Source organism: Actinosynnema sp. NPDC049800 (assembly GCF_040656635.1).
Taxonomy (GTDB): Bacteria; Actinomycetota; Actinomycetes; order Mycobacteriales; family Pseudonocardiaceae; genus Actinosynnema.
Genome location: NZ_JBFAMT010000031.1, coordinates 78,070 through 100,662, shown reverse-complemented (window position 1 = coordinate 100,662; position 22,593 = coordinate 78,070). Strand labels below are relative to the sequence as shown.

Here is a 22,593-nt window from a genome sequence, read left to right as displayed (position 1 = left end):
CGTGGTGGCGGCGGCCGTGGTGGCGGCGGCCGTGGTGGCGGCGGCCGTGGTGGCGGCGGCCGTGGTGGCGGCGGCCGTGGTGGCGGCGGCCGTGGTGGCGGCGGCCGTGGGGCGGTGGCCGTGGGGGGCCGTCGCGGTGGGCCGTCGCACTGGGCGGCGGTCGGGGCGGTGGGCGGTCGGGGTGCTCTTGGGCGGTCGGGGGTGGTTTCGGCGGTTCCGCTGGTTTTCAACCGAGGTGCGGTAACAGTGTTTCCGTACATTTTCGGGCGATGATCACCCGATTGTGTACGTCCTGACCGTCCCGGCAACCGGGCCCACGCGCCGACCGCGAGCCGCTGGACCGTTCGACCACAGCCGTCCCGGCCTGCCGCACGGGCAGAGGCGAGGCGTCTGCGGACGCTGCCAAGCTACCGCAGCCAGCAGAACCGGGCCTCAGGCGAGCTTGGCCTTGACCGCAGCGGCGACTCGGCCGCCGTCCGCGCGACCCGCGACCTGGGCGTTGACGGCCTTCATGACCTGGCCCATCTGCCGCTGGCCGGGCTGCTCCCCGAGCTGCTCGGCCACCTGGGCGATCGCGGCGTCGACCAGGGTCGCCAGTTCGGCGTCGTCCAACTGCGCCGGCAGGTAGTCCTCCAGCACCTTGGACTCCGCCTGCTCCAGCTCGGCCTGCTCGGTCCGCCCGGCGCCGGCGAACGCCTCCGCCGCCTCCTTGCGCTTCTTCACCTCACGGGTGATGACCTTGAGCACCTCGTCGTCGCTCAGCTCGCGAGCGCTCTTGCCGGAGACCTCTTCGGTGGTCAGGGCGGCCAACGTCATCCGCAGCGCGCCCGCCCGCACCGTCTCCCGGCCCTTGATCGCCGCCGTCAGGTCCGCCTGCAACCGCGCCTTCAACTCCGCCATGAGCCGGAACGGTACCGGGAAGCCCGTCGCACCCCGAATCGGTCAACCCCCTACCCTCGACTACGTGAACACGCTCGTCCGAACGCTGCTCGCCACGACCGCCCTGGGCACCGCCACGCTCGCCTACGCCGCGGGCATCGAGCGCAGGCGGTGGACGTTGCGCGAGGCGACGGTGCCGGTGCTCGCGCCGGGCTCGTCGCCGCTGCGCGTGCTGCACCTCTCGGACCTCCACATGATGCCGGGCCAGAAGTCCAAGCAGCGGTGGGTCGCGGCGTTGGACGAGTTGGAGCCGGACCTCGTCGTGAACACCGGGGACAACCTGGCGCACAAGCAGGCCGTGCCCGCCGTGGTGCGCGCGCTGGGTCCGCTGCTGAACCGTCCCGGCGTGTTCGTGTTCGGCAGCAACGACTACTACGCGCCGCGCCCGAAGAACCCGGCCCGCTACCTGCTGCCGTCGGCGAAGACGCGGCGCGTGCACGGCATCCCGCTGCCGTGGAAGGACCTGCGCGCGGCGATGATCGAACGCGGTTGGCTGGACCTGACCCACGCGCGCCGCCGGTTCGAGGTGAACGGCCTGGAGGTCTTCGCCGCGGGCCTGGACGACCCGCACCTCAAGCGCGACCGGTTCGACGAGATCAGCGGCCCGCTGCCGGACGTGCCGCTGCGGCTCGGCGTGACGCACTCCCCGGAACCGCGCGTGCTGGACCCGTTCGCGGCGGAGGGCTACGACTTGGTGCTGGCGGGCCACACGCACGGCGGCCAGCTGCGCATCCCGGGCTACGGCGCGATCGTGACGAACTGCGAACTGGACCGCTCGCGTGCGCGGGGCGTCTCGCGGTGGGGCGCGCACATGTGGCTGAACGTGTCGGCCGGCCTGGGCACGTCGCCGTACGCGCCGGTGCGCTTCGCGTGCCCGCCGGAGGCGAGCCTGCTGACCTTGGTGCCGCGCCCTGTCGACGCAGGTCAGGACGTGTCCGAAGCGAAAAGGGATACCCGGTTCGGAGTGGGTGGGAACGTCAGGTAGAGTTCTCCTCGTTCGAGAGCAAGCCGGGGTGTGGCGCAGTTTGGTAGCGCGCTTCGTTCGGGACGAAGAGGTCGCAGGTTCAAATCCTGTCACCCCGACGCAGCTCAGGGCCTGTCCGAGAAGTCTTCGGACAGGCCCTGAGTCGTTTTCGGTGCAGCTCGCTTCGCCTGCTGTCGGCGGTTCGAGCGCGCTGGAGGGTTTGTGCCGGCGGAGGCATGATCGCGTTGGCCGCAGCGGGTGGCGCGGCGTTGGTGGAGGACACCAGGACACGCAGGCAAACCGCCGACGCGTGATGTGGCACGGGGCCGGCAAGCGGACGGCGACGGGTTCGCGAGGGCTTGAGTCAGCGGCGGGCGCGGTCACGGGTGGTGAGGCCGTGACGCGCGCTCTCTGCTCGGTCGGGTCGACGGCCCGACCCGGTCACACGCCCCGCAGTGGCGGGTACGGCTGGTCCGGCTCGGGCGGTGCGTTCTGCTTGTTCAGGTTCCTGGCTTCCTGGAGTTGGTCCTCCAGGGTGACGATGCGGCACGCGGCGTCGAGGCTCATGCCCTGGTCGACCAGTTCCCTGACCCGTGCGGCCAACCGGAGTTGGTACCGGGAGTAGCGGCGGTGGCCGCCTGACGAGCGCTCCGGCTCGATCAGCTTCGCCTCGTCGAGGCCCCGCAGGAAACCCGGCGTGGTGCCGAGCATCTCCGCGGCCCTGCCCATCGTGAAGGCGGGGTAGTGGTCGTCGTCCAAGTTGTCCGCCGCGGGTCGCGGCTCGTTCGTTTCTGGGGTCATCGCACCTCCGCGCCACGAGGGGCCCGGTGCCGTCTGTCGGCACCGGGCCCCAGGGTTATGGGTTCCCACCATCCGGCCTCGCGGCCGGTTTACCGTGTCCGCGTCATCCGCCCGTACAGCGGCGGAGACTGCGTGGATCGCGTTTGCGTAACCGGAGACCACCTTCCAATCTTTCTGGACTGCGGTACCCGCCTGGCCCGACTTCAGCCCGAGGCAGGCGATCCGATGGTGTTCAACCCTTCCCTTCTTCTCTGGTTTCCGGACTTTCTCGCTACTCGTTCGACGGCCGACACCGGACTTCTCGCTTGCTCCGGCTCACCTCGCCGACCGCCCGGCCACCGCGCTGGAACCCCTTCCACTGATCGGCTCCAGCTCGCCTGACCGCCTTGCCACTGCACGCGCGGGTCTGTCGGCTCGGAGTGCGACTTGCTGTCCTGCGTAAATCGTTTGCACTCCGGGTACCGCACGCGCCGACCGCCCTCGCGTCACGGGTAGTTCGTCATCTCCCGTGCCGATCCGACGTTCTCTCGTACAGGGAGAACACTACACACGTCGAGGTGCGAATGTCTACTCCGGCGATCATAGATTTACTCGACCGGGCAGCCAGGACTACCTGACCTGGGGAGACGTCAGTCGCGCCTTCCAGATCTCCTCGCTCGGCCACTGGCTCGCCCACGCCGACGACACCTCGTGGAACTCGCGGTTCGCGGGGGTGGGCGCCTGGATCTCGATCAGGTCGTCCACGGTGAAGCCGGACGAGCGCAGCAGCCGCAGCATGTCGCCGTGCGGCAGGGTGAACTCGGTGGAGTCGGCGTAGTCGACCCGGTTGAGGCCGAACTGCGGGCGCATGAGCGACGTGGACGCGGTCGTGCCGTCGCGGGCGCACAGGGCGAACAGCGGTGACCGGTGGAGGAAGACCAGGTGGCCGCCCGGCCGGAGCAGGCGTGCGGCTTCGGGGATCCAGCGGTGCGGGTCGCACCAGAGGGAGGCGCCGTACTCGCTGATCGCGAGGTCGAAGGTGGCGTCGTCGCGGGGCACGCGCTGGGCGTCGCCGAGGAGCAGCGGGAAGTCGAGGCCGAACTCGGCCTGCATCTCGCGGGCGGTGTCGAGCTGGCGGGCCGAGATGTCGATGCCGACGGGACGGGCGCCGAGCCTGGCGAGCCACGCGGACACGTAGGCGGTGCCGCAGCCGAGTTCGATGACGTCCATGCCGGACACGTCGGGCGGCAGCACGGAGACCTCGGACTCGGGGGTGGCCCACAGGCCCCACTGCGGCTCGGTCTTCGCCCAGTGCTCACGGGCCAGTGGTCCGTGCGCCGCGGCGGCGGTGTCTTCCCAGTGACGGCGGTTGAGTTCCGTGTGGTCGATCATCCGCTCATTGGAGTGGCTCGCCCGACCACGGGCGAGCGGTTTTCCCGCGCCGGGGCGTCCGGGAGGGTTCGCCGGCCCTCCCGGACGCGCGCCGGCCGGACGTCACTTGACGTGCGGTCGCAGCTCCGCGAGGCGCCGGAGGAGCTCGCCGACCTCGTTCCAGTCGAGCTTCGCGGACTCGCCGGGCGGGGTGTGGATGCAGACGTTGCCCTCTTCGGTGAGCGACACCTCCAGCGTCCGCCGACGACCCAGGGCGTCGACGCACCCGACGCGACCGCCCTGCCGAACCGTGTTCTCGATCATCGGTCAGACCTCCCTGCGCTACCACCCGTGTAACTCGTGATTCGTTCGGACCAACGAGGACGTTACGAACTACTCCTCGCTGTTGCTTAATTCGTCCACTGCCATCTTCCGTGAACCTTCGTCACGTTGGGCTACACCGTTCGAGTGAACGTTGACGATTCAAGTGACGTTGCGTAACGAGCGGCGGGGTTCGGGCGACGACGAGTCAACGCGTCGCGCCGCCGCCCGCCACCGCCAGCAGGGAGATGCCCGATGACCACCACCACCGCCGTCAACAGCTGGGTCCCCGTCGTCGCCTCGATCCAGGTCGCGCTCGGGTTAGCCGGTCTGGTCGCGGTTCTCGCCTCGCCCACCGCGGCCGTCGTCGTCGCGGCGGCGGTGGCGCTGATCGCCCTCGCGGTCCGCGCCCTGCTCCGCGCGTCACGCCAGGTGGACCGGATCCTGGCCGAGGAACTGGACCGCTAGTCGACCCCGCAGCCCGCCAGGTCACGCTCCACCAGGTCACGCTCCGTCGCGTCCGGCGCCGGGAACGTCTCGCGCAACGTGAACGCGAACGGCGTCGGACCGTCCTCGCGCAGCCGCACCAGCCGCTCCTGCGCCTCCGCCACGGTCGGCCGGTGGCCGGCGGGCACCCACCACAGCGCGGTCATCGCCTCGGCCGGCCGCTCGAAGTACTGCCTGCGCTCCCGCAGCACGGCCACGTGCTCCGGCCCGTACACGTAGTCGACGAGCGCCTGGTGCGACGCCCACGTCGACATGTTCACCAGCAGCCACTCGTCGTCGAAGATCCGCATCGCGGTCGCGTCGCCGTCCTCGGTCTGCAGCCGCCACCGGAACCCCGGCGCGCGGTCGGCGACCGCGTTCACCGGGTCCAGCGCCGCCACGAACCCCGCCATCCGCGGGCTGTCCAGCGGCGCGAGCATCCGGCCGATGTTCACCTGCGCCAAGTCGTACCCGTCCCCGGTCATGTCCGCACGCTAGCCGGGAAGATCGACAGATGGGAGATCTCACCGAGGTTCGGCGCGCGTACGGGACGGGCGACCTGGCGGCGTTGCCGGTGTTCGCGGGCGGCTTCATCAACTTCGGCTACTGGGCGGGCATCCCGCTGGACGGCGAGCTGACCGTCGAGCAGCGGATCGCCTCGCAGGAGGCCCTGTACGACCTGGTCGTGGCCGCGCTCTCGATCGGGCCGGGCGACCGGGTGCTGGAGGTCGGCTCGGGGCACGGCCTGGGCGCGCTTCGCGTCCTGCGGCGCGGGCCGGCGGTGGTCCGGGGCGTGGACCTGGTGCCGGAGCAGGTCGCGCGGGCGACGGAGGCCAACGACGACCCACGGGTGGCGTTCGTCCAGGGCGCGTGCGACGACCTGCCGTTCCCCGCCGGCTCGTTCGACGCGCTGCTGTCCGTGGAGGCGGCGCAGCACTTCGAGGACGTCCCGGGGTTCGCGCGCGAGAGCGCCCGCGTGCTCGCGCCGGGCGGCCGGTTCGCCGTCACCACGTTCTTCACCAGGACGGGTGACGCGGCCGAGCGGCTGGCCGGGTTGCTGAAGACGTTCGCCTCCGGCCTCGACCACGCGCACCGCGTCGACGACGTGGTGCGCGACCTGCATGCGGCGGGGTTCGCCGACGTCACCGCCCGCAGCGTCGGCGAGCACGTGTGGCGCGGCCTGGACCGGTGGCTGGAGCAGGGGCCGCGCCCGGACCACTGGGACCGCAACTGGTTGCGCGCCGTCGAGCAGGGTCTCGTGGACTACTACCTGGTCACCGCGCGGAAGCCGGCAGGATCGGGGCTGTGACGACGCACCCGACCGCCGAAGTGCCCGACCCGCTGTTCGCCGACGCCGAGGCCGAAGCCCGCTGGCGGGCCCGCTTCACGGCCCCGCGCGTGAGCCTGCCGGGGTGGGCCGACGACGCACCCGACCGCAGCCTGTACCTGTCGAACTCCAGCGGTGTGTGGGAGATCTACGCCTGGGACCGCGCGAGCGACACCCACCGCAAGGTGACCGACCGCCCGAACGGCACGTCGCACGGCGCGCTCAGCCCCGACGGCGACACGATCTGGTGGTTCGCCGACACCGACGGTGACGAGTTCGGCACGTGGGTCAGCGAGCCGTTCCAGCCGGGCCGCGACCCGAAGCCCGCGGTGGACGGCGTGCGGGCCGGGTACCCGGCCGGGTTGGAGATCGGGCACGAGGTCGTCGCGGTCGGCACGTCCACCGACGACGGCACCACCGTCTACGTGGCGCGGGGCGGCGGGCCGGCCGAGGTGATCTACGCGCACGAGAACGACGGCGGCGTGTCGGCGCTGTCCAAGGACGAGACGCTGGTCGTGCTGTCGCACTCGGAGCACGGCGACAACCGGCACGCGGCGCTGCGCGTGGTCACCCCGTCGGGTGAAAAAGTCGCCGAGAAGTGGGACGGGCCGGGCAAGGGCCTGGACGCGATCGCGTTCAGCCCGGTGCGCGGCGACAACCGGCTGCTGGTCGGGCACGAGCGGCGCGGCAAGGAGGAGCTGCTGATCTGGGACGTCGCGGCGGACACCGAGACCGAGGTCGTGATCGACCTGCCGGGCGAGATCAGCGCCGACTGGTACCCGGACGCGAAGTCGCTGCTGGTCGTGCACACGTTCCAGGCGCGCAACACCCTGCACCGCTACGACCTGGCCACCGGCGTCCTGCACGCGTTGGACACCCCGCACGGCACGGTCGGCAGCGCGAACGTGCGGCCGGACGGCGCGGTGGAGTACTCGTGGTCGTCGGCCGCCCGGCCGGGCGTGGTGCGGGTGCTGGACGTGGACGGCGACGAGCGCGTGCTCCTGGAGCCGCCCGGGCACAAGGCCCCGCCGTCGGTCGACCTGACCGACGTGTTCGTGGGCGAGGTGCACGCCCTGGTCGCCCGGCCCGCCGGCGCGCCCGACGGTCCGCTGCCGACGGTGTTCCACCTGCACGGCGGGCCGCACTCGGCGGACGAGGACCGGTTCTCCGCGTACCGCGCGGTGTGGTTGGACGCCGGGTTCGCCGTGGTGCACGTGAACTACCGCGGGTCCACCGGGTACGGGTCGAAGTGGCGTGACGCGATCGAGGGCCGGCCGGGGTTGACCGAGCTGGAGGACGTGGCGGCGGTGCACGAGTGGGCCGTCGGGTCCGGGTTCGCCGACCCGGCGAAGTGCGTGGTCAACGGCGCGTCGTGGGGTGGGTACCTGTCGCTGCTGGCGCTGGGCACGCAGCCGGAGCGGTGGGCGGCCGGGGTGGCGGGCGTGCCGGTGGCCGACTACCTGGCCGCGTACGAGGACGAGATGGAGCCGCTGCGCGCGTTCGACCGGGCGTTGTTCGGGGGGTCGCCGGAGGAACTCCCCGACCGGTACCGCGAGTGCTCGCCGTTGACGTACGTGGACGCGGTGCGCGCGCCGGTGCTCGTGCTGGCGGGGGAGAACGACCCGCGCTGCCCGATCCGGCAGATCGACAACTACCTGGAGCGGCTGGCGGCGCGCGGGGCGGCGTACGAGGTGTACCGGTACGACGCCGGGCACGGTTCGCTCGTGGTCGCGGAGACGATCCGGCAGACGGCCGCCGAGGTCGCGTTCGTGCAGCGCGTGCTGTAGCCGCGGGCCTGGCCGAGCCGGCCTGCGGGGCGAAGCTGCGCAGGAGTCCCCGCCCAGGGGATCCCTGTTTTCGATATTACCGAGGGGGTCCGACATTTTCGGGGGCCGCCGGATGTCCGGTGGCCCCCGAAGGTCGGTCGAGGCCGGTGCGCGGGCAGGTGGGTCAGGCTTGCTGCGCCTGCCACATCCAGTGCGCCTGCTCGAAGTTCTTCGTGATCTCGATCAGCAGGTCCTGGGTGACGAGGTCGGACTTGTCGGTCTCGTCGATCCGCTTGCGCAGCCGCCCGATCAGCTCGCCCAGCGCCGTGACGACGGCCGCGACGACCTGGTCCTCCTTCAACCACCCGCCGGGGAACTCCGGCACGCCCGAGCCCTCCGCCACGGTCTTCGCCTTGCCGTCCGGCGAGATGCCGAGCGCGGCGGCCCGTTCGGCCACCTCGTCGGTGTACGTGCGGGCGGTCGTGACGAGCTCGTCCAGTTGGAGGTGGACGCTGCGGAAGTTCTTGCCGACCACGTTCCAGTGCGCCTGCTTGGCCACCAGGGACAGGTCGACCAGGTCGACCAGGGTGGCCTGGAGCACCGCCGCGACCGACGCCTTGTCCGCGTCGGCCAGGGGGCTGGTGATCGGAGACTTCTGCGACTTGCTCATGGGTCTGACGCCTCCTCAGACGGTGGTCGTGAGGGCCACCTCGATGTTGCCTCGCGTGGCGTTGGAGTACGGGCAGATCTGGTGCGCGGCGGCGGACAGCTGCTCGGCCACGGCCTGCTCGACGCCCGGGACGTGCGCGACCAGCTCGACGGCCAGCTGGAAGCCGCCGCTGCCGTTGGCGCCGAGGTCGACCTTCGCGGTCACCGACGTCTCGCCGATCTTGACCTTGGCCTGCCGCGCGGCGACCTTCAGCGCGCTGTGGAAGCACGCCGCGTACCCGGCCGCGAACAGCTGCTCGGGGTTGGTCCGGTCGCCGCCGGGGCCGCCGAGCTCCTTGGGCGTGGAGAGCTGCTCGTCGATCACGCCGTCGGAGGAGCGGACCTCTCCGTTGCGGCCGTCCCCGACTGCGATGGCTTCCGCGGTGTAGAGCACCTGCATCTTCAACGCTCCCCTTCGAGCTGGTGGTCGAGCCCGTCGATCAGCCCAACACCCGGCCGAAGCCGAACCACACCCGGTCGTGTGGCAGCTCACGCCCCCTCACACGTACCCGCTCAGCCCGCCCTCGACACGGCGAACTCGGCCACCTGTCGCCCGATCGTGCGGAGTTGGTCGGCCACGGACGGCACCGTGCAGCCGCCTTCGAGGTCGAACTCGACCTCGCGCGAGTTCACCGCCGCGCCCAACGGCGTGGGCCAGCCGCGCAGCGCGTGCACGATCGAGCGCAACGCGGTCAGCGTGGTCACCGACGCCTGCCAGCCCTGGGCGGTGGCCACGCAGCCGACCGCGCGGCCGTCGAGGTAGGGGCGCGCGTCGCCGCGCAGGTCCTCGATGTAGTCCAGGGCGTTCTTGACCAGGCCGGACACCGTGCCGTGGTAGCCGGGCGAGACGAGCACGACGCCGTCCGCGCCGCGCAGCGCCTCGACCAGCCGGTGGGCGTTCTCGGTGCGGTCCGGGATGGCCGGGTCGTAGAACGGGAGCACCAGGTCGGGCCCGGAGACCTCGACGACCTTCGCGCCCGCGTCCACGGCGCCCTCCAAGGCGATCCTCATCGCGCGCTCGGACTGCGAGTTGGGGCGGAGGGATCCGCCGATGCCCACCACGGTGACCGTCATGGTGTCCGATCCTGCCACCTGGACCTAACTGGAGGTCCAGTCGCTCGCCCGAGCCCCTACCGGCGAGTAACGTACGTCTCATGTCGAAGCTCGCCGAGTCGATCCCTCCCGGTGTCCTGGCCGGTGCCCTGCGCTTCGTGTTCGGCCTGCCCGCGCCGCTGCGCAAGCTGATCGCCGGCCGTCCCGTCACGGTGGACGGCCAGCGGCTGCACCCGGAAGCCCAGCTGCTGCTCAGGCTGCAGCAGCTCAGCGGCGAGGACTGGCAGACGACCACGCCCGCCGCGAACCGCCTGGCGCTGACCCGCAGCAACGCGCTGGTGTGCGGTCCCGTCATCGGTGGCGTGGCGGTGCGCTCGCTGTCGCTGGACGGCGTCGGCGCGCGGTTCTACGAGCCGACCGGGCTGGCCGCCGGCTCGCCGCTGCTGGTCTTCTACCACGGCGGCGGGTGGGTCAGCGGCGACCTGGACAGCCACGACAACCTGTGCCGGTTCCTCGCCGTCGAGGGCGGGGTGCGGGTGCTGTCGGCCGACTACCGGCTCGCGCCGGAGCACCCGTTCCCGGCGGCGGCGGACGACGCGCGGGCGGCGTTCGAGTACGCGGTGGCGCACGCCGAGGAGCTGAAGGTCGACCCGCGGCGGATCGCGTTGGGCGGTGACAGCGCGGGCGGCAACCTGGCGGCGGTGACGGCGTTGCACGCGGGCGAGGTGAAGCCGGTGTTCCTGCTGCTGTTCTACCCGGCGGTGGACGCGTCGGTGCGCCGGCGGTCGCGGGAGCTGTTCGGCAACGGGTTCTTCCTCACCGACCAGAAGATGGACTGGTTCCTGGACCACTACGCGCCCTCACGCGAGACGCACACCGATCCGCGGCTGTCGGTGCTGCTGGCGGAGGACCTGAGCGGGCTGCCGCCGACGTACCTGGCGACGGCCGGGTTCGACCCGCTGCGGGACGAGGGCGAGGCGTTCGCGGAGAAGTTGGCGCGGCAGGGCGTGCCGGTGGTGCTGCGGCGGTACGAGGGGCTGTTCCACGGCTACGCGAACATCCTCGGCGTCGGTGGCGTGTTCCGGGAGGCGGTGGCGGAGGCGGTCGGGTCGCTGCGCACCGGGTTGGCGCTGGCCAACACGCGGCAGGACATCCCCGAGACCGCGTGACGCGCGGCCGGTCGCCCCGGGCGGGGCGACCGGCCCGTTCGGCTCAGCCGCCGCTGCCCGCGGCGCCACCCGACCCGCCTGCTTCCGCCTGCCCGCCCTCCGGCGTGCCGGCCTCACCCCCGCTTTCCGGCGCGCCCACCTCGCCCTCGCCCTGCGGGACGCCGCCTTCACCGGCGCCGCCCGTCGTGCCGCCCGCCGACGCGCCGCTGCTCTCGGCGTCGTCCATCGTGGCGTTGAGCTCCGCGCGGAGCGTGGCGACCTGGTCCTGGACCGACTGGCACACCTTGATGACGTCGGCGACGGCGGTGTGCACGATCTCCTCCGCCTGCGCGCCCTCGCCGGTCGCGTCGTCGAGCCAGCTGCCGTCCAGCACCATCGAGACGGCGGGGTCGGCGTGGGCGGCGATCGCCAGGACCTGGTCGGCCGCGGTGCCGGCGAGCTGGTCCATCCGCGCGGAGATCCGGTCGACCTCCTTGATCAGCTCCTCGAGCCGCTTGCGCTCGTCGACCAGCGCGTCGAGCTCCTTGGCCATCTCCGCGCGGGCGGAGTCGGACGCGGACCCCTCCGAGCCCGCCTCGTGCTCGGCGATCGCGTCCTCCTGCTGCGCGATCGCCTTGTCGAGGTCGCCGGCGGCCGCGCGCAGCTGGTCGACGTAGGCCTGGACGGCCTGCGGGTCGTAGTCGATCTGCCGGATCGCGGCGATCGGGTCCGGTGAGCCGACCGTGCCGGCGGCCTGCGCGAGCCGCGTGCAGCCGTCCATCGCCTTCTGCAGTGCCGGGTGGGTCATCGCAGGCCCTCTCCGGAACGGGTGACGCCCTCGGCGTTGTCCGCGTCCGACCGGTCGTACTCGTCGGCGTCCCGGCGCACCTTGTCGGCGATCTCGGCGAGCCGGTCGCGGCGTCGCGCGATCGCGTCACGCCGGCGCCCGACGATCGCGTCCAGGTCCGCGGCGAGCCCGGCGCCCGGGCCGGAGACGCCGAACGCGCCGCCCGGCACGGTCGCGCCGCCCAACGAGCTCGCCACCGTGCCGGCGTGCTCGCCCGCGCGCCCGAACCCGTCGGCGGACCGGCGCAACCGGTCGCTGTCGACCTTGAAACCTGCCATGACCTCCCCCTTCGCTGTCTTGCCCTACTGCGTGCCCAGGTAGTACGAACGCCGCTCCGCCACCAGCTCGCGCGCCTGGCGCTGCGCCTCGGTCGCGGCCTGGAGGACCGCGTTCGCCAGCACCTTCGGGTCGACCCGGCCGACCAGCGTCGCGTTGAGGGCGACCTCGACGACCTTGGCCGTGTGGTCCACCCCGATCTCGACCAGGCCGCTGTCGTCGCGGCCGAAGACGACCCGTTCGGCGAGGTCGCGCTTGAGCGCGAGCCGCGCCTGGTCGAGTCGTTCGGCGCGGGCCGCCAGCTCGTCCAGTGAAGGCTGATCCGTCATGCGCGCGACCCCCGATCGGCGGCACGGTGTCCCCGTTCGGACGAAGATCAACCGAGCCTGGTTCCGTTATTCACTACGGTAATCTGAAGATCGTGGGCTACTGGGTGCGGGTGAGGGTGGGTGACCCGCCGCCGCCTGCCCTTCCGATCACGGGCAGTGAGCCCCGTTGGGTCCGGGCCACGCGGCGCGCCGCCGTGGCCCCGCCGCCGCGTGCCGCCACCGCCGCCGGTGAGGCCGGGTCGGAGTCGGAGACGCGGAAGACGTGGCTGGTGGACTCGTTCGAGCTGGTCGTGCCGCGTTATCCGTGGCAGAAGGACCGGGAGACCGGGGCGTAGGTCCGGTCTGGAAAGCCCCTCGGGACAGGGGACAGGGCCGCCCGGACGAATCCGGACGGCCCTGCCGGGGTGTGCACTATCAGGGGTGCACAGTTCGGGGTGGCGCGGTCACTTGCCGAACGCGGCGGCGATCTTGTCGCCGGTCTCCTTGTCGATGTTGCGCCAGTACTCGAACACGCGCTCCAGCACGGGCTCGGACACGCCGTTCGAGGCGTGCGCGATCACGGTCTGCACCAGGCGCTCGCGCTGGCCCTCGTCCATCACCTCGCGGATCAGGGTGCCCGCCTGGCCGAAGTCGTCGTCCTCCGCGTGCAGCTTGTATGCCGAACGGGTGACCGCGTCCTCGACGCCGTAGGACGACGCCACCTCGCCGGCCGCCTCGACGGACGCGTGCGGGCCGCCGTAGGAGTTGGGCGCGTACACCGGGTCGACGGCGTTGTTGAAACGCATCGCGCCGTCCTTGGAGTACGAGTTCACCGGCGACTTCGGCCGGTTCACCGGCAGCTCGTTGTAGTTCGCGCCGATGCGGTAGCGGTGGGCGTCCGGGTAGGAGAAGATCCGGCCGATCAGCATCTTGTCCGGCGACGTGCCGATGCCGGGCACCAGGTTCGTCGGCTCGAACGCGGCCTGCTCGATCTCGGCGAAGTAGTCCGCCGGGTTGCGGTCCAGCACGAGCTTGCCCACCTTGATCAGCGGGTAGTCGGCGTGCGGCCACACCTTGGTCAGGTCGAACGGGTTGAAGCGGTAGGTCGCGGCGTCCTCGTAGGGCATCACCTGCACGTGCAGCGTCCACGACGGGAACTCGCCGCGCTCGATGGCGTGCCACAGGTCGGCGCGGTGCGCGTCGGCGTCCTCGCCGGCGATCTTCGCGGCCTGTTCCGACGTCAGGGTCTCGATGCCCTGGTCGGTCTTGAAGTGGTACTTCACCCAGAAGCGCTCGCCGGCGGCGTTCTCCCACAAGTAGGTGTGCGAGCCGTAGCCGTTCTGGTGGCGCCACGTCTTCGGGATGCCGCGGTCGCCCATCAGCCACGTCACCTGGTGCGCGGTCTGCGGCTGCAGCGTCCAGAAGTCCCACTGCATGTTGTGGTCGCGGCGGCCGGTGTCGGCGCGGCGCTTCTGCGAGCGGATGAAGTCCGGGAACTTGATCGGGTCGCGCAGGAAGAACACCGGCGTGTTGTTGCCGACGATGTCGTAGTTGCCCTGCGTCGTGTAGAACTTCAGCGCGAAACCGCGCGGGTCGCGCCAGGTGTCGGGCGAGCCCAGCTCACCGGCGACGGTCGAGAAGCGCAGCAGCGTCTCGGTCTTCACGCCGGGCTGGAACAGGGCCGCCTTGGTGAAGCGGCTGATGTCCTCGGTCGTCTCGAAGTAGCCGAACGCACCGCCACCCTTGGCGTGCACGACCCGCTCGGGCACCCGCTCCCGGTTGAACTGGGCGTTCTTCTCGATCAGGTAGTGGTCCTGCAGCAGGATCGGGCCGTTGGCGCCGAGGGTCAGCGAGTGGTCGTCGCTCGCGACCGGGATGCCTGCGTTGTTGGTGGTGTGACGCGCGTCGGTCACGCTGGTAGCTCCTTCTGAGGGGTTCGGCAGTCGGGGCACAGACCCCAGAAGAGGACCTCCGCCTCGTCCACGGCGAAGCCGACCGTGTCCGAGGGTTCCAGGCAGGGCGCGGCGCCGTGGACGCAGTCGACGTCCTCGGTCCGGCCGCAGTCCCGGCAGACGAGGTGGTGGTGGTTGTCGCCGGTCCGCGTCTCGTACCGCGCCGGGTGCCCGGCGGGTTCGATCCGGCGCAGCAACCCGGTCCGCGCGCACGCGTGCAGCACGTCGTAGACGGCCTGCGTCGACACGGACCCCAACCTGGCCCGCACGCCCTCGGCGACCGCGTCGGCCGTGGCGTGGGGGTGCTCGGCGAGCCATTCGAGCACCGCGATCCGGGGCGCGGTGATGCGCAGCCCGGCGTCCTTGAGCAGCTCGCGTGGTCCTGGGGTCATGGCTCCACCACTCCATCACGCTTTCTGGAACGAGTCAAGAAAACGAACGGTTAAACCTGTTGCCCGGGCGAGTGAAGATGAGCACGTGAACGTCTCTCACTACCTGGCCGTCCTCCGGACCCCGCGCGTGCCCGGCTTCATGCTGTTGATGCTGCTGGCGCGCGTGCCACCGACGGCGGCGGGCATGACGATCACCATGCACGTCCTCCTCGGCCTGGAACGGGGTTACGGCGCCGCGGGCCTGGTCGGGGCGGTCAGCACGGTCGGCATCGCGCTGGGCTCGCCGCTGATGGGCCACCTGGTCGACCGGCGTGGTCTGCGCGCGATGCTGGTCCTGTCGATGGTCACCGAAGGCGCTTTCTGGTTCGTCGCGCCGCTGCTGTCCTACGAGGTGCTGCTCGTCACGTGCTTCATCACCGGCATCACCGTGATGCCCGTCATGTCGCTCGGCCGCCAGATCCTGACCGCGCTCGTGCCGGAGGACCGCAGGCGCACCGCGCTGGCGATGGACTCGATGGCCGTCGAGCTGTCGTTCATGGCCGGGCCGGCGCTCGGGGTGGCGCTCACCACGCAGGCGTCGAGCCGGACGGCGATGTGGGCGATCGGCGCGTCCATGGTCCTGATCGGCGCGATCCTGTACGCGGTGAACCCGCCGGTGCGGCACGAGGGCGAGACCGGGGCGCGGGTGCCGCGGCGGGAGTGGCTGGACGGCCGGCTGCTCGGCGTGCTGATCAGCGCGGGCGGTGCGACGTTCGTGCTCTCGGGCGTCGAGGTGTCGGTGGTGGCGTCGATGCGCGGGCTCGGGCTGACCGGGTGGACCGGCGCGATGATCGTGGTGATGTGCGTGGCGTCGTTGGCGGGCGGTTTCCTCTACGGCGGGCTGACGCGCGTGCCGCCGTTGTGGGTGCTGATGGGCGGCATGGGGGTGCTGGCCGTGCCGATCGGCCTGTTCGGCTGGTCGCCGTGGTGGCTGGCGCTGGCGCTGGTGCCGACGAACTTCCTGTGCGCGCCGACGATCACCGCGACGGGTGAGCTGATCACGAAGTACGCCCCGGTGTCCGCGCGCGGTGTGGCGATGGGCCTGCAGAGCTCGGCGTTCACGCTGGGCGTGGCGTTGGGCGCGCCGGTCACCGGTTTCGTGATCGACCACTCGTCCCCGGCGTGGGGCTTCGCCGTGGCGGGTGCGGGCGCGGTCGTCGTCGCGGCGGGCACGGTGGTGCTCGGCCGCCATGTCCGCGCGTCACACCAGGTCGCGTAGGGCCTGGTAGAGGCGGTCGATGGTGGGGCGCGACCGGGCGTAGTGGCGGACCGCGCCGGGGTCGGGCGGGATCGTCTTCACCGGCTTGATCAGGTCGGCGGCGACGGTCAGGGACGGGATCTCGCCCAGTGCCCGCCAGGCGACCAGGGCCGCGCCGACGCCGGAGCCCTCGCTGTCGTCGGCCAGTTCCAGCTCCAGGCCCAGCGCGGACGCCAGGACGGTGGCCCACAGCTCACTGCGGAACGCGCCACCGGTCACCCGGACCGCGTGCACGTCCGCCACCGAGCGCACCGCGTCCAGCACCAGCGCCAACTGCTGCGCCACGCCCTCGACCAGCGCACGGGTGATCTCGGCCCGCCCGTGCTCGCGCCGCAGCCCGATCAACGCCGACGTGGCGTCCGCGTCCCACCACGGCGCGCGCTCCCCCAACAGGTACGGCAGCGCGATCACGCCGGCCGCGCCCACCGGCGCCCCGGACGCCTCCACCAGCAGGTCGCGCACGTCGACGCCGAACGCCTCGGCGGCCCACTGCGCCACCACGCCGCCGTTGCTCACCGCCCCGCCGAGCACCCACAGCCCTTCGGCGACGGCGTAGCAGAACACCCGCCCCTGCTCGTCCACGACGGGCTCGTCGCGCACCACCCGCAGCGCGCCGCTCGTGCCCAGCGACACCGCCGCCACCCCCGGCACGACCGCGCCGACGCCGAGGTTCGCCATCGGCCCGTCACCGCCGCCCAGCACGACCGGCAGGCCTGCGGGCAGGCCCGGCACGTCCAGCGCCAACGGCAGCGAGTCCACCGGGGCGTGCAGGTCGGGGAGCTGCCCGGGGTCCACGCCCGCGAAGGCCAGCGCGTCCGGGTGCCAGTCCAGCGACCGGAGGTCCATCAACCCGGTCGCGGACGCCGACGAGTGCTCGGTCGCCAGCACCCCGGTCAGCTGAAGCGCGACGAAGTCCTTGAGACCGCACCACCGCGCGGCGGAGAAGCCCTGGTCGCGGAACCACGCGAGCTTCACCAGCGGCGACATGGTGTGGATCGGGGTGCCGGTCGCGCGGTGCAGCGCGATCCCCTCCGCCGTGCCGCGCAGCCGCGCCGTCTGCTCCAGCGCGCGGTTGTCCGCCCACGACAACGACGGCGTGACGGGCGTGCCCGAGGAGTCCAACCCGACCAGGGTGTGCATCGCGCCGGTCAACGACAACGCCCGCACGGCGAGCCCTTGCGCGGCGACCTCGCGCAACGCCTCGAGCGCCGCGCCCCACACCTCGGCCGGGTCGTGGGTCGCCTCACCGGAGGGCGTGGTGCGCATCGGGTAGCCGTGCTCCGCCGATGCGACCACGCCCGCGTCCCGGTCCACCGCGATCACCTTGGTCGACGTCGTCCCGAGGTCGATCGCGAGCACTACGTCCGCCATGGGGGTGAACCTACAGGCGGGTCGCCAGCTCCTCGGCGATCTCGTAGGTGTTCAGCGCCGCGCCCTTGCGCAGGTTGTCCCCGCACACGAAGAAGTCCAGCGTGTTCGGGAAGTCCAACGCCTGCCGCACGCGGCCCACGTAGGTCGGGTCGCCGCCGACCACGTCCGCCGGCGTCGGGAACTCCTTCGCCGCCGGGTCGTCCACCAGCACGATCGACGGCTGCGCGTCGAAGATCTTGTGCGCCTGCTCGACGGTCACCTCGCGGGCGAACGTCGCGTGCACCGCCAGCGAGTGCGTGGTCACCACGGGCACGCGCACGCAGGTCGCGGACACCTTCAGGTCCGGGATGCCCAGGATCTTGCGGGACTCGTTGCGGACCTTCAGCTCCTCGCTGGTCCACCCCTCGTCCTTCAGGGAACCCGCCCACGGCACCACGTTCAACGCCAGCGGCGCGGGGAACGGCGAGTCCGACACCGGCAGGCCGGCGGCCTCCAACGTCTCGCGCACGTCGCCCGCGCGCACGCCGACCTCCTTGCCCGCCAACGCCGAGATCTCCGCGTACAGCCGGTCGATCGCCGCCTGCCCGCCGCCCGACGCGGCCTGGTAGGACGCCACGACCAGCTCGCGCAGCTCGAACTCCCGGTGCAGGGCGCCCAGCGCGGCCATCATCGACAACGTCGTGCAGTTCGGGTTCGCGATGATCCCCTTGGGGCGCTCGCCGATCTTGTCGGCGTTCACCTCGGGCACCACCAGCGGCACCTCGGGGTCCATCCGGAACGCGCCCGAGTTGTCCACCGCGACCGCGCCCCTGGCCGCGGCGACCGGCGCCCACTCGGCCGACACCTCGTCCGGCACGTCGAACATCGCGACGTCCACGCCGTCGAACGCCTCCGGCGACAGCGCGACGACGGTCAGCTCCTCGCCGCGCACGGTGATCTTCTTGCCCGCCGAGCGCGCGGACGCGATCAGCCGGACCTCACCCCACGGCACGGACTCCCGGCCGTTCATGATGTCGATCATGACGGTGCCGACGGCACCGGTGGCCCCCACAAGAGCCAGGACAGGTCCGCTCATCGCCCACTCCCCGCGTACACCACAGCTTCTTCGTCGCCGCCGAGGTCGAACGCGTCGTGCAGGGCCCGCACGGCGTCGTCGAGCTGCGTGTCGCGGCAGATGACCGAGATCCGGATCTCCGAGGTGGAGATGATCTCGATGTTGACGCCCGCCGACGCGAGCGCCTCGCAGAACTGGGCGGTCACGCCGGGGTGCGAGCGCATGCCCGCGCCGACCAGCGACACCTTGCCCACGTGCTCGTCGTAGAGCACCTGGTCGAAGCCGATCTCCGCGCGCGACTTCTCCAACGCGGCGACCGCGCGCGGCCCGTCGTCCTTCGGCAGCGTGAACGTCACGTCGGTGCGGCCGGACACGGCCTGCGAGACGTTCTGCACGACCATGTCGATGTCGAGCTCCGCCTCGGCCACGACGCGGAAGATCCGCGCCGCCATGCCGGGCAGGTCGGGCACCGCGGTCACGGTCACCTTGGCCTCGGACCGGTCGTGCGCGACGCCGGTGATCATCGCCTGTTCCACGGGAAGGTCCTCCACTGACCCGGACACGATGGTCCCGGGCTTGTTGCTGAACGAAGATCGGACGTGCACCGGGACGCCGTAGCGGCGGGCGTACTCGACGCAGCGCAGCATGAGCACCTTGGCCCCGCTCGCCGCCATCTCGAGCATCTCCTCGTAGGAGATGGTCTCCAGCCGCTTGGCGTTCGGCACGATGCGCGGGTCGGCGGTGAACACGCCGTCGACATCGGTGTAGATCTCGCAGACGTCGGCCTTCAGCGCCGCCGCCAGCGCCACCGCGGTGGTGTCGGTGCCGCCGCGGCCGAGCGTGGTGATCTCCTTGCTGTCCTGGCTCACGCCCTGGAAGCCCGCCACGATCGCGATGGCGCCTTCCGCGAGCGCGTCCTGGATGCGGCTCGGCGTCACGTCGATGATGCGCGCCTTGCCGTGCACGGACGTGGTGATCACGCCGGCCTGCGAGCCGGTGTAGGAACGCGCCTCGGCGCCCAGCGAGCTGATCGCCATCGCCAGCAGCGACATGGAGATGCGCTCACCGGACGTGAGCAGCATGTCCATCTCGCGGGCGGGCGGCACCGGGGACACCTGGCGCGCGAGGTCGAGCAGCTCGTCGGTCGTGTCGCCCATCGCGGAGACGGCGACGACGACCTCGTTGCCCGCTTTGCGGGTCGCGACGATGCGCTCGGCCACCCGTTTGATCCGCTCGGCGCTCCCGACCGAGGAACCGCCGTACTTCTGGACGACGAGCGCCACAGACCCACTCCTCCCAGGTGCTTCAAGCCCAGCTCATCGGGGAGACTACCTGGCCCAAGGAGTGGACAGCGGTCGCCGTGACGGCCACTACTCTCGACCCCGTGTCGACCCTGGAGGCCGTTCGCGTGGAGCCGGAGGACGCGCCCAGCGCGCGTGAGCGGTTGGCGCGCGTGGCCAGACACCGGGTCACCGCGGCCCTCGCGCCCGCCCTGCTCTACCTGGCCGTCCGCGAGCTCGGCCTGCTCGCGCTGCAGCTCATGGCGGCGCGGTGGGACAAGGACGTCACGCGGGCGCTCACCTCGTGGGACGGGCAGTGGTTCCTGGGCATCGCCGAGGGCGGCTACGCGAACGTGCCGACGTGGCTGGTGGACGCGTTCGGGCGGCGGACGGCGGAGACGCCGCTGGCGTTCTTCCCCGGCTACCCGACGCTCGTGCGCTGGGTGGACGGGCTGCCCGGCGTGCCGACGGTCGGCGCCGCGTTCGCGGTGAGCCTGGTCAGCGGCGTGCTGTGCGCCTACGGGCTGGCCCGGCTCGGTTCCCGGGTGTCCGGCGGGTCGCAGCGCGCCGGGCTGGTGCTGGTGGTGCTGTTCGCGGCGTCGCCGATGGCCGTGGCGCTGTCGATGACGTACTCGGAGGCGACGTTCTGCGCCCTCGCCGTCTGGTCGCTGGTCGGCGTCGTGGAACGGCGCTGGCTGCTGGCCGGCGCGTGCTGCGCGGCGGCGGGGCTGGTGCGGCCGACGGCGGCGGCGCTGGTCCTGGCGGTGTGCGCGGCGGCGCTGGTGGCGGCGTGGCGGCGGCGGGACGACTGGCGGCCGTGGGTGGGCGCGCTGGTCGCGCCGCTGGGCCTGGTCGGCTACCTCGGGTACGTCGCGGCGCGCACCGGGCGGTGGGACGGCTGGTTCGCCGTGCAGCAGATCGGGTGGGACTCGCGGTTCGACGGCGGCGCGGCCACCTGGAAGTTCGCGCTGCTCATCCTGGGCGAGCCCCGGTCGGTGCTGGAGCTGGCCACGGTGTGGCTGCTGGTGGTGGCGCTGGCGCTGGTGGTGCTCAGCCTGCGGCGCGGGCTGGAGTGGCCGCTGATCGTCTACGGCGCCGGCGTGCTCGCGATGGACCTCGGGTCGAACGGGCTGATGAACTCGAAGGCGCGGCTGCTGCTGCCCGCGTTCACGCTCCTGCTGCCGATCGCGCTGGCGCTGGCGCGGCGGCGCACCGGCACGGTGGTGGCGGTGCTGGTGGGCGTGTCGGTGTTCAGCGCGTGGTTCGGCGCCTACGCCATCACGGCTTGGCCGTACGCGATCTGATCGACAGTATGGGTCGGTGGACGGCAACGACCTGATCATGCGGCGCTGGAGCCCGCGCGCGTTCGACGGGGCGGCCGAGGTGTCGCCGGACGCCGTGCGCGCGCTGGTCGAGGCGGCCCGGTGGGCGGCCTCGCACGGCAACACCCAGCCCGCCCGGTTCCTCGTCGGCTACCGCGGCGACGACACGTTCGGGCGAATCTTCGCGGCGCTGCGGCCGGGCAACCAGGCGTGGGCGGGGCGGGCGTCGGTGCTGCTCGTGGGCGCGGTGGCCGAGTCGGACGAGCGCGGGCCGATGCCGAACACCGAGTTCGGGCTGGGGCTCGCGGTGCAGAACCTGGTGCTGCGGGCCGTCGAGCTGGGCCTGGTCACGCACCAGATGGGCGGGTTCTCGCCGGACGCGGTGCGCGAGGCGTTCGGGCTGCCCGAGCACGTGCGGCCGGTCGTCGTGATCGCGGTCGGACTGCTCGGCGACGACGAGGACCTGCCCGAGGACCTGCGGGCCAGGGAACGGCGGCCACGGGTGCGCAAACCGCTGAGCGAGACCGTCTTCGCAGGCAGGTGGGGTCAACCGGCATTCTCAGACGAGCCTGCGAACGAGCCTGGGCACGAGTGAGCGCACGACCGGCCAGAAGATCGCCGCCATGCGCAGCGCAAAGCCACCGCGCCCGCCGCGCATGCCTCGATCGAGTTCACCCGTCCAAACCGCTGTAGTGCGGCTACTCCGACGTGCCGGAAGGCTAGTTTGCGGTCGTGTCGGTCGAAGCCGTGATCGCCCTCGTGACATTGGCCGTCGGTGTGCCCCAGGGGGTCGTCGCGATCCGCCAACTCAAGTCCGACGCGGCGCAGCGGGCTGGGAAGCCGTCCCGGCGAGGGGTGGCGCTGGCCCTGTCGTCGGCGGCGTTCCTCACGGTGGGAGTGCTCTTCGGGCTCGTGCTGGCAGACGGTCCGGACGCGCCGGAGGGGAGCGCCGCGGCACTGGGCACGACGACCGCCTCGACCTCGCCGTCACCCTCTACCACGACGACGTCCGCACCCGGCTCCTCGACCGCCGCCCTCACGACGACGACCTCCGCCGAGCCGGCACCGGAATTGACCGACCTCCCGATGAGCGCGACGAGGGCAACGTGGTGGCCGCGGTGATCACCGCTCTGGGCGCTCCGTGGGGTGACGGCCCTCTCGACGGCCCGCGGCAACCGACGATCGGCCTCGCCGTGACGCGCTGGTCGTCGTGAACGCGTGACTTCGGAAGAACCCCCGGCCCCCACCGCAGGGGGGAGGACGGCGGGGACCGGGGAGAGTGGGCGCTAGCGCGCGACGACGCGGGCCAGCAGACCTGCGACGACCAGCCAGAACACCGCGGCGAGACCGTAGTTCAGGATCACGTCGAGGTTGGCGTTGCCCGTCTGGAACAGCCCTGGGAAGAACAGCGCCAGCGGCTCGGCGAGCTGCTGGATGAAGCGGAAGAACGCGTTGGCGGTGTTCACCCCGATCAGGAGCATCAGGATGTACAGCACCTCGATGCCGGCGAACACGGCACCGACACCGCGGATCACTCGGGCAGCGGTGTAGTTGCCGCTGCGCGTTGAGGTTCGCCATCTGGACATGTCAAGGAGGTGCCCGCCCCACGATCGAGTGAAACTCGACCGGGT

27 protein-coding genes and 1 tRNA gene are annotated in these 22,593 nt (G+C 72.0%); 11 read left to right on the top strand and 17 right to left on the bottom strand.

Annotation, left to right across the window (positions count from 1 at the left end):
- Window positions 1-432 precede the first annotated feature (432 nt).
- Window positions 433-900 (bottom strand): GatB/YqeY domain-containing protein, encoded by a 468-nt coding sequence (locus tag AB0I91_RS28880; RefSeq protein WP_499639727.1) that lies wholly within the window; start codon window positions 898-900, stop codon window positions 433-435.
- Between the two features lie 64 nt (window positions 901-964).
- Between AB0I91_RS28880 and AB0I91_RS28875 the strand changes: the two genes are divergently transcribed.
- On the top strand, window positions 965-1,924 hold the full coding sequence (locus AB0I91_RS28875; protein ID WP_230570038.1) for a metallophosphoesterase: 960 nt from the start codon (window positions 965-967) through the stop codon (window positions 1,922-1,924).
- Window positions 1,925-1,948: 24 nt separating this feature from the next.
- Window positions 1,949-2,022 (top strand) — tRNA-Pro (locus AB0I91_RS28870).
- Window positions 2,023-2,344: 322 nt separating this feature from the next.
- Here AB0I91_RS28870 and AB0I91_RS28865 read toward each other — a convergent pair.
- The 3 genes from AB0I91_RS28865 to AB0I91_RS28855 all read right to left on the bottom strand — a co-directional run bounded on the left by AB0I91_RS28865 (window position 2,345) and on the right by AB0I91_RS28855 (window position 4,378).
- The gene (locus tag AB0I91_RS28865; RefSeq protein ID WP_230570040.1) at window positions 2,345-2,704 is read right to left on the bottom strand and encodes a helix-turn-helix domain-containing protein; all 360 of its coding nucleotides are present in this window, start codon (window positions 2,702-2,704) and stop codon (window positions 2,345-2,347) included.
- Between the two features lie 609 nt (window positions 2,705-3,313).
- Window positions 3,314-4,075: a class I SAM-dependent methyltransferase gene (locus AB0I91_RS28860; RefSeq protein WP_498779200.1), complete on the bottom strand. Its 762-nt coding sequence runs from the start codon at window positions 4,073-4,075 to the stop codon at window positions 3,314-3,316.
- Window positions 4,076-4,177: 102 nt separating this feature from the next.
- Entirely contained in the window at window positions 4,178-4,378 is a 201-nt protein-coding gene (locus AB0I91_RS28855; protein WP_073897285.1) for a hypothetical protein, read from the bottom strand.
- A 252-nt stretch (window positions 4,379-4,630) separates the two neighbouring features.
- Here AB0I91_RS28855 and AB0I91_RS28850 point away from each other — a divergent pair, with 252 nt between their 5' ends.
- The gene (locus tag AB0I91_RS28850) at window positions 4,631-4,843 is read left to right on the top strand and encodes a hypothetical protein (RefSeq protein ID WP_499639725.1); all 213 of its coding nucleotides are present in this window, start codon (window positions 4,631-4,633) and stop codon (window positions 4,841-4,843) included.
- Here the strand turns inward: AB0I91_RS28850 and AB0I91_RS28845 are convergent.
- On the bottom strand, window positions 4,840-5,346 hold the full coding sequence (locus AB0I91_RS28845) for a DUF3291 domain-containing protein (RefSeq protein WP_498779196.1): 507 nt from the start codon (window positions 5,344-5,346) through the stop codon (window positions 4,840-4,842). The two genes, AB0I91_RS28850 and AB0I91_RS28845, sit on opposite strands and share 4 nt — an antisense overlap.
- 29 nt (window positions 5,347-5,375) lie before the next feature.
- On the opposite strand from AB0I91_RS28845, the gene AB0I91_RS28840 reads away from it, so the two are divergent.
- Together AB0I91_RS28840 and AB0I91_RS28835 are read left to right on the top strand one after the other, a co-directional pair.
- Window positions 5,376-6,170 (top strand): class I SAM-dependent methyltransferase, encoded by a 795-nt coding sequence (locus AB0I91_RS28840; RefSeq protein ID WP_499639723.1) that lies wholly within the window; start codon window positions 5,376-5,378, stop codon window positions 6,168-6,170.
- Complete coding sequence (locus tag AB0I91_RS28835; protein ID WP_498779192.1) at window positions 6,167-7,975, top strand: prolyl oligopeptidase family serine peptidase; 1,809 nt, start codon at window positions 6,167-6,169, stop codon at window positions 7,973-7,975. The genes AB0I91_RS28840 and AB0I91_RS28835 overlap by 4 nt, the downstream gene beginning before the upstream one ends.
- 163 nt (window positions 7,976-8,138) lie before the next feature.
- On the opposite strand, the gene AB0I91_RS28830 is transcribed toward AB0I91_RS28835, so the two are convergent.
- The 3 genes from AB0I91_RS28830 to AB0I91_RS28820 form a co-directional block, all read right to left on the bottom strand.
- On the bottom strand, window positions 8,139-8,624 hold the full coding sequence (locus tag AB0I91_RS28830) for a Dps family protein (RefSeq protein ID WP_498779190.1): 486 nt from the start codon (window positions 8,622-8,624) through the stop codon (window positions 8,139-8,141).
- A 15-nt stretch (window positions 8,625-8,639) separates the two neighbouring features.
- Window positions 8,640-9,062, bottom strand: a complete 423-nt coding sequence (locus AB0I91_RS28825; RefSeq protein WP_498779188.1) for an organic hydroperoxide resistance protein — start codon at window positions 9,060-9,062, stop codon at window positions 8,640-8,642.
- A gap of 113 nt (window positions 9,063-9,175) precedes the next feature.
- A complete protein-coding gene (locus AB0I91_RS28820; RefSeq protein ID WP_498779187.1) occupies window positions 9,176-9,736 on the bottom strand; it encodes an NADPH-dependent FMN reductase in 561 nt (186 codons plus the stop codon).
- An 80-nt stretch (window positions 9,737-9,816) separates the two neighbouring features.
- Between AB0I91_RS28820 and AB0I91_RS28815 the strand changes: the two genes are divergently transcribed.
- Window positions 9,817-10,884 (top strand): alpha/beta hydrolase, encoded by a 1,068-nt coding sequence (locus AB0I91_RS28815; RefSeq protein WP_498779185.1) that lies wholly within the window; start codon window positions 9,817-9,819, stop codon window positions 10,882-10,884.
- Between the two features lie 43 nt (window positions 10,885-10,927).
- Here the strand turns inward: AB0I91_RS28815 and AB0I91_RS28810 are convergent, their stop codons facing one another.
- Genes AB0I91_RS28810 through AB0I91_RS28800 form a run of 3 tightly spaced genes read right to left on the bottom strand, consistent with a single transcriptional unit; the run spans window position 10,928 to window position 12,315 of the window.
- Window positions 10,928-11,671 carry a hypothetical protein gene (locus AB0I91_RS28810; protein ID WP_498779184.1) on the bottom strand — a complete coding sequence of 248 codons (744 nt, stop codon included), beginning with the start codon at window positions 11,669-11,671 and terminating at the stop codon, window positions 10,928-10,930.
- Complete coding sequence (locus tag AB0I91_RS28805) at window positions 11,668-11,988, bottom strand: DUF2563 family protein (protein WP_498779182.1); 321 nt, start codon at window positions 11,986-11,988, stop codon at window positions 11,668-11,670. The genes AB0I91_RS28810 and AB0I91_RS28805 overlap by 4 nt, the downstream gene beginning before the upstream one ends.
- A gap of 24 nt (window positions 11,989-12,012) precedes the next feature.
- Complete coding sequence (locus AB0I91_RS28800; protein WP_498779181.1) at window positions 12,013-12,315, bottom strand: YbaB/EbfC family nucleoid-associated protein; 303 nt, start codon at window positions 12,313-12,315, stop codon at window positions 12,013-12,015.
- A 92-nt stretch (window positions 12,316-12,407) separates the two neighbouring features.
- On the opposite strand from AB0I91_RS28800, the gene AB0I91_RS28795 reads away from it, so the two are divergent.
- Window positions 12,408-12,650, top strand: a complete 243-nt coding sequence (locus tag AB0I91_RS28795) for a hypothetical protein (protein ID WP_499639720.1) — start codon at window positions 12,408-12,410, stop codon at window positions 12,648-12,650.
- Window positions 12,651-12,758: 108 nt separating this feature from the next.
- On the opposite strand, the gene AB0I91_RS28790 is transcribed toward AB0I91_RS28795, so the two are convergent.
- Together AB0I91_RS28790 and AB0I91_RS28785 are read right to left on the bottom strand one after the other, a co-directional pair.
- On the bottom strand, window positions 12,759-14,207 hold the full coding sequence (locus AB0I91_RS28790; protein ID WP_498779175.1) for a catalase: 1,449 nt from the start codon (window positions 14,205-14,207) through the stop codon (window positions 12,759-12,761).
- Entirely contained in the window at window positions 14,204-14,638 is a 435-nt protein-coding gene (locus AB0I91_RS28785; protein WP_498779173.1) for a Fur family transcriptional regulator, read from the bottom strand. Before AB0I91_RS28785 ends, AB0I91_RS28790 begins: the two co-directional genes overlap by 4 nt.
- Window positions 14,639-14,723: 85 nt before the next feature.
- Here AB0I91_RS28785 and AB0I91_RS28780 point away from each other — a divergent pair, with 85 nt between their 5' ends.
- Window positions 14,724-15,896 (top strand): MFS transporter, encoded by a 1,173-nt coding sequence (locus tag AB0I91_RS28780; RefSeq protein ID WP_499639718.1) that lies wholly within the window; start codon window positions 14,724-14,726, stop codon window positions 15,894-15,896.
- On the opposite strand, the gene AB0I91_RS28775 is transcribed toward AB0I91_RS28780, so the two are convergent.
- Genes AB0I91_RS28775 through AB0I91_RS28765 form a run of 3 tightly spaced genes read right to left on the bottom strand, consistent with a single transcriptional unit; the run spans window position 15,879 to window position 19,643 of the window.
- On the bottom strand, window positions 15,879-17,306 hold the full coding sequence (locus AB0I91_RS28775) for a gluconokinase (RefSeq protein ID WP_499639717.1): 1,428 nt from the start codon (window positions 17,304-17,306) through the stop codon (window positions 15,879-15,881). The two genes, AB0I91_RS28780 and AB0I91_RS28775, sit on opposite strands and share 18 nt — an antisense overlap.
- 10 nt (window positions 17,307-17,316) lie before the next feature.
- A complete protein-coding gene (locus AB0I91_RS28770; protein ID WP_498779167.1) occupies window positions 17,317-18,381 on the bottom strand; it encodes an aspartate-semialdehyde dehydrogenase in 1,065 nt (354 codons plus the stop codon).
- Window positions 18,378-19,643 (bottom strand): aspartate kinase, encoded by a 1,266-nt coding sequence (locus AB0I91_RS28765; protein WP_498779166.1) that lies wholly within the window; start codon window positions 19,641-19,643, stop codon window positions 18,378-18,380. The genes AB0I91_RS28770 and AB0I91_RS28765 overlap by 4 nt, the downstream gene beginning before the upstream one ends.
- A gap of 101 nt (window positions 19,644-19,744) precedes the next feature.
- Here AB0I91_RS28765 and AB0I91_RS28760 point away from each other — a divergent pair, with 101 nt between their 5' ends.
- The 3 genes from AB0I91_RS28760 (at window position 19,745) to AB0I91_RS28750 (ending at window position 22,084) form a co-directional block, all read left to right on the top strand.
- Window positions 19,745-20,944, top strand: a complete 1,200-nt coding sequence (locus tag AB0I91_RS28760) for a hypothetical protein (protein WP_499639715.1) — start codon at window positions 19,745-19,747, stop codon at window positions 20,942-20,944.
- Window positions 20,945-20,981: 37 nt separating this feature from the next.
- Entirely contained in the window at window positions 20,982-21,557 is a 576-nt protein-coding gene (locus AB0I91_RS28755; protein WP_499639729.1) for a nitroreductase family protein, read from the top strand.
- Between the two features lie 137 nt (window positions 21,558-21,694).
- Window positions 21,695-22,084, top strand: coding sequence for a hypothetical protein (locus tag AB0I91_RS28750; protein WP_499639713.1), 390 nt, complete (start codon window positions 21,695-21,697; stop codon window positions 22,082-22,084).
- Between the two features lie 164 nt (window positions 22,085-22,248).
- Here AB0I91_RS28750 and AB0I91_RS28745 read toward each other — a convergent pair whose 3' ends face one another.
- Entirely contained in the window at window positions 22,249-22,548 is a 300-nt protein-coding gene (locus AB0I91_RS28745) for a hypothetical protein (RefSeq protein ID WP_230570061.1), read from the bottom strand.
- Between the last annotated feature and the right edge of the window lie 45 nt (window positions 22,549-22,593).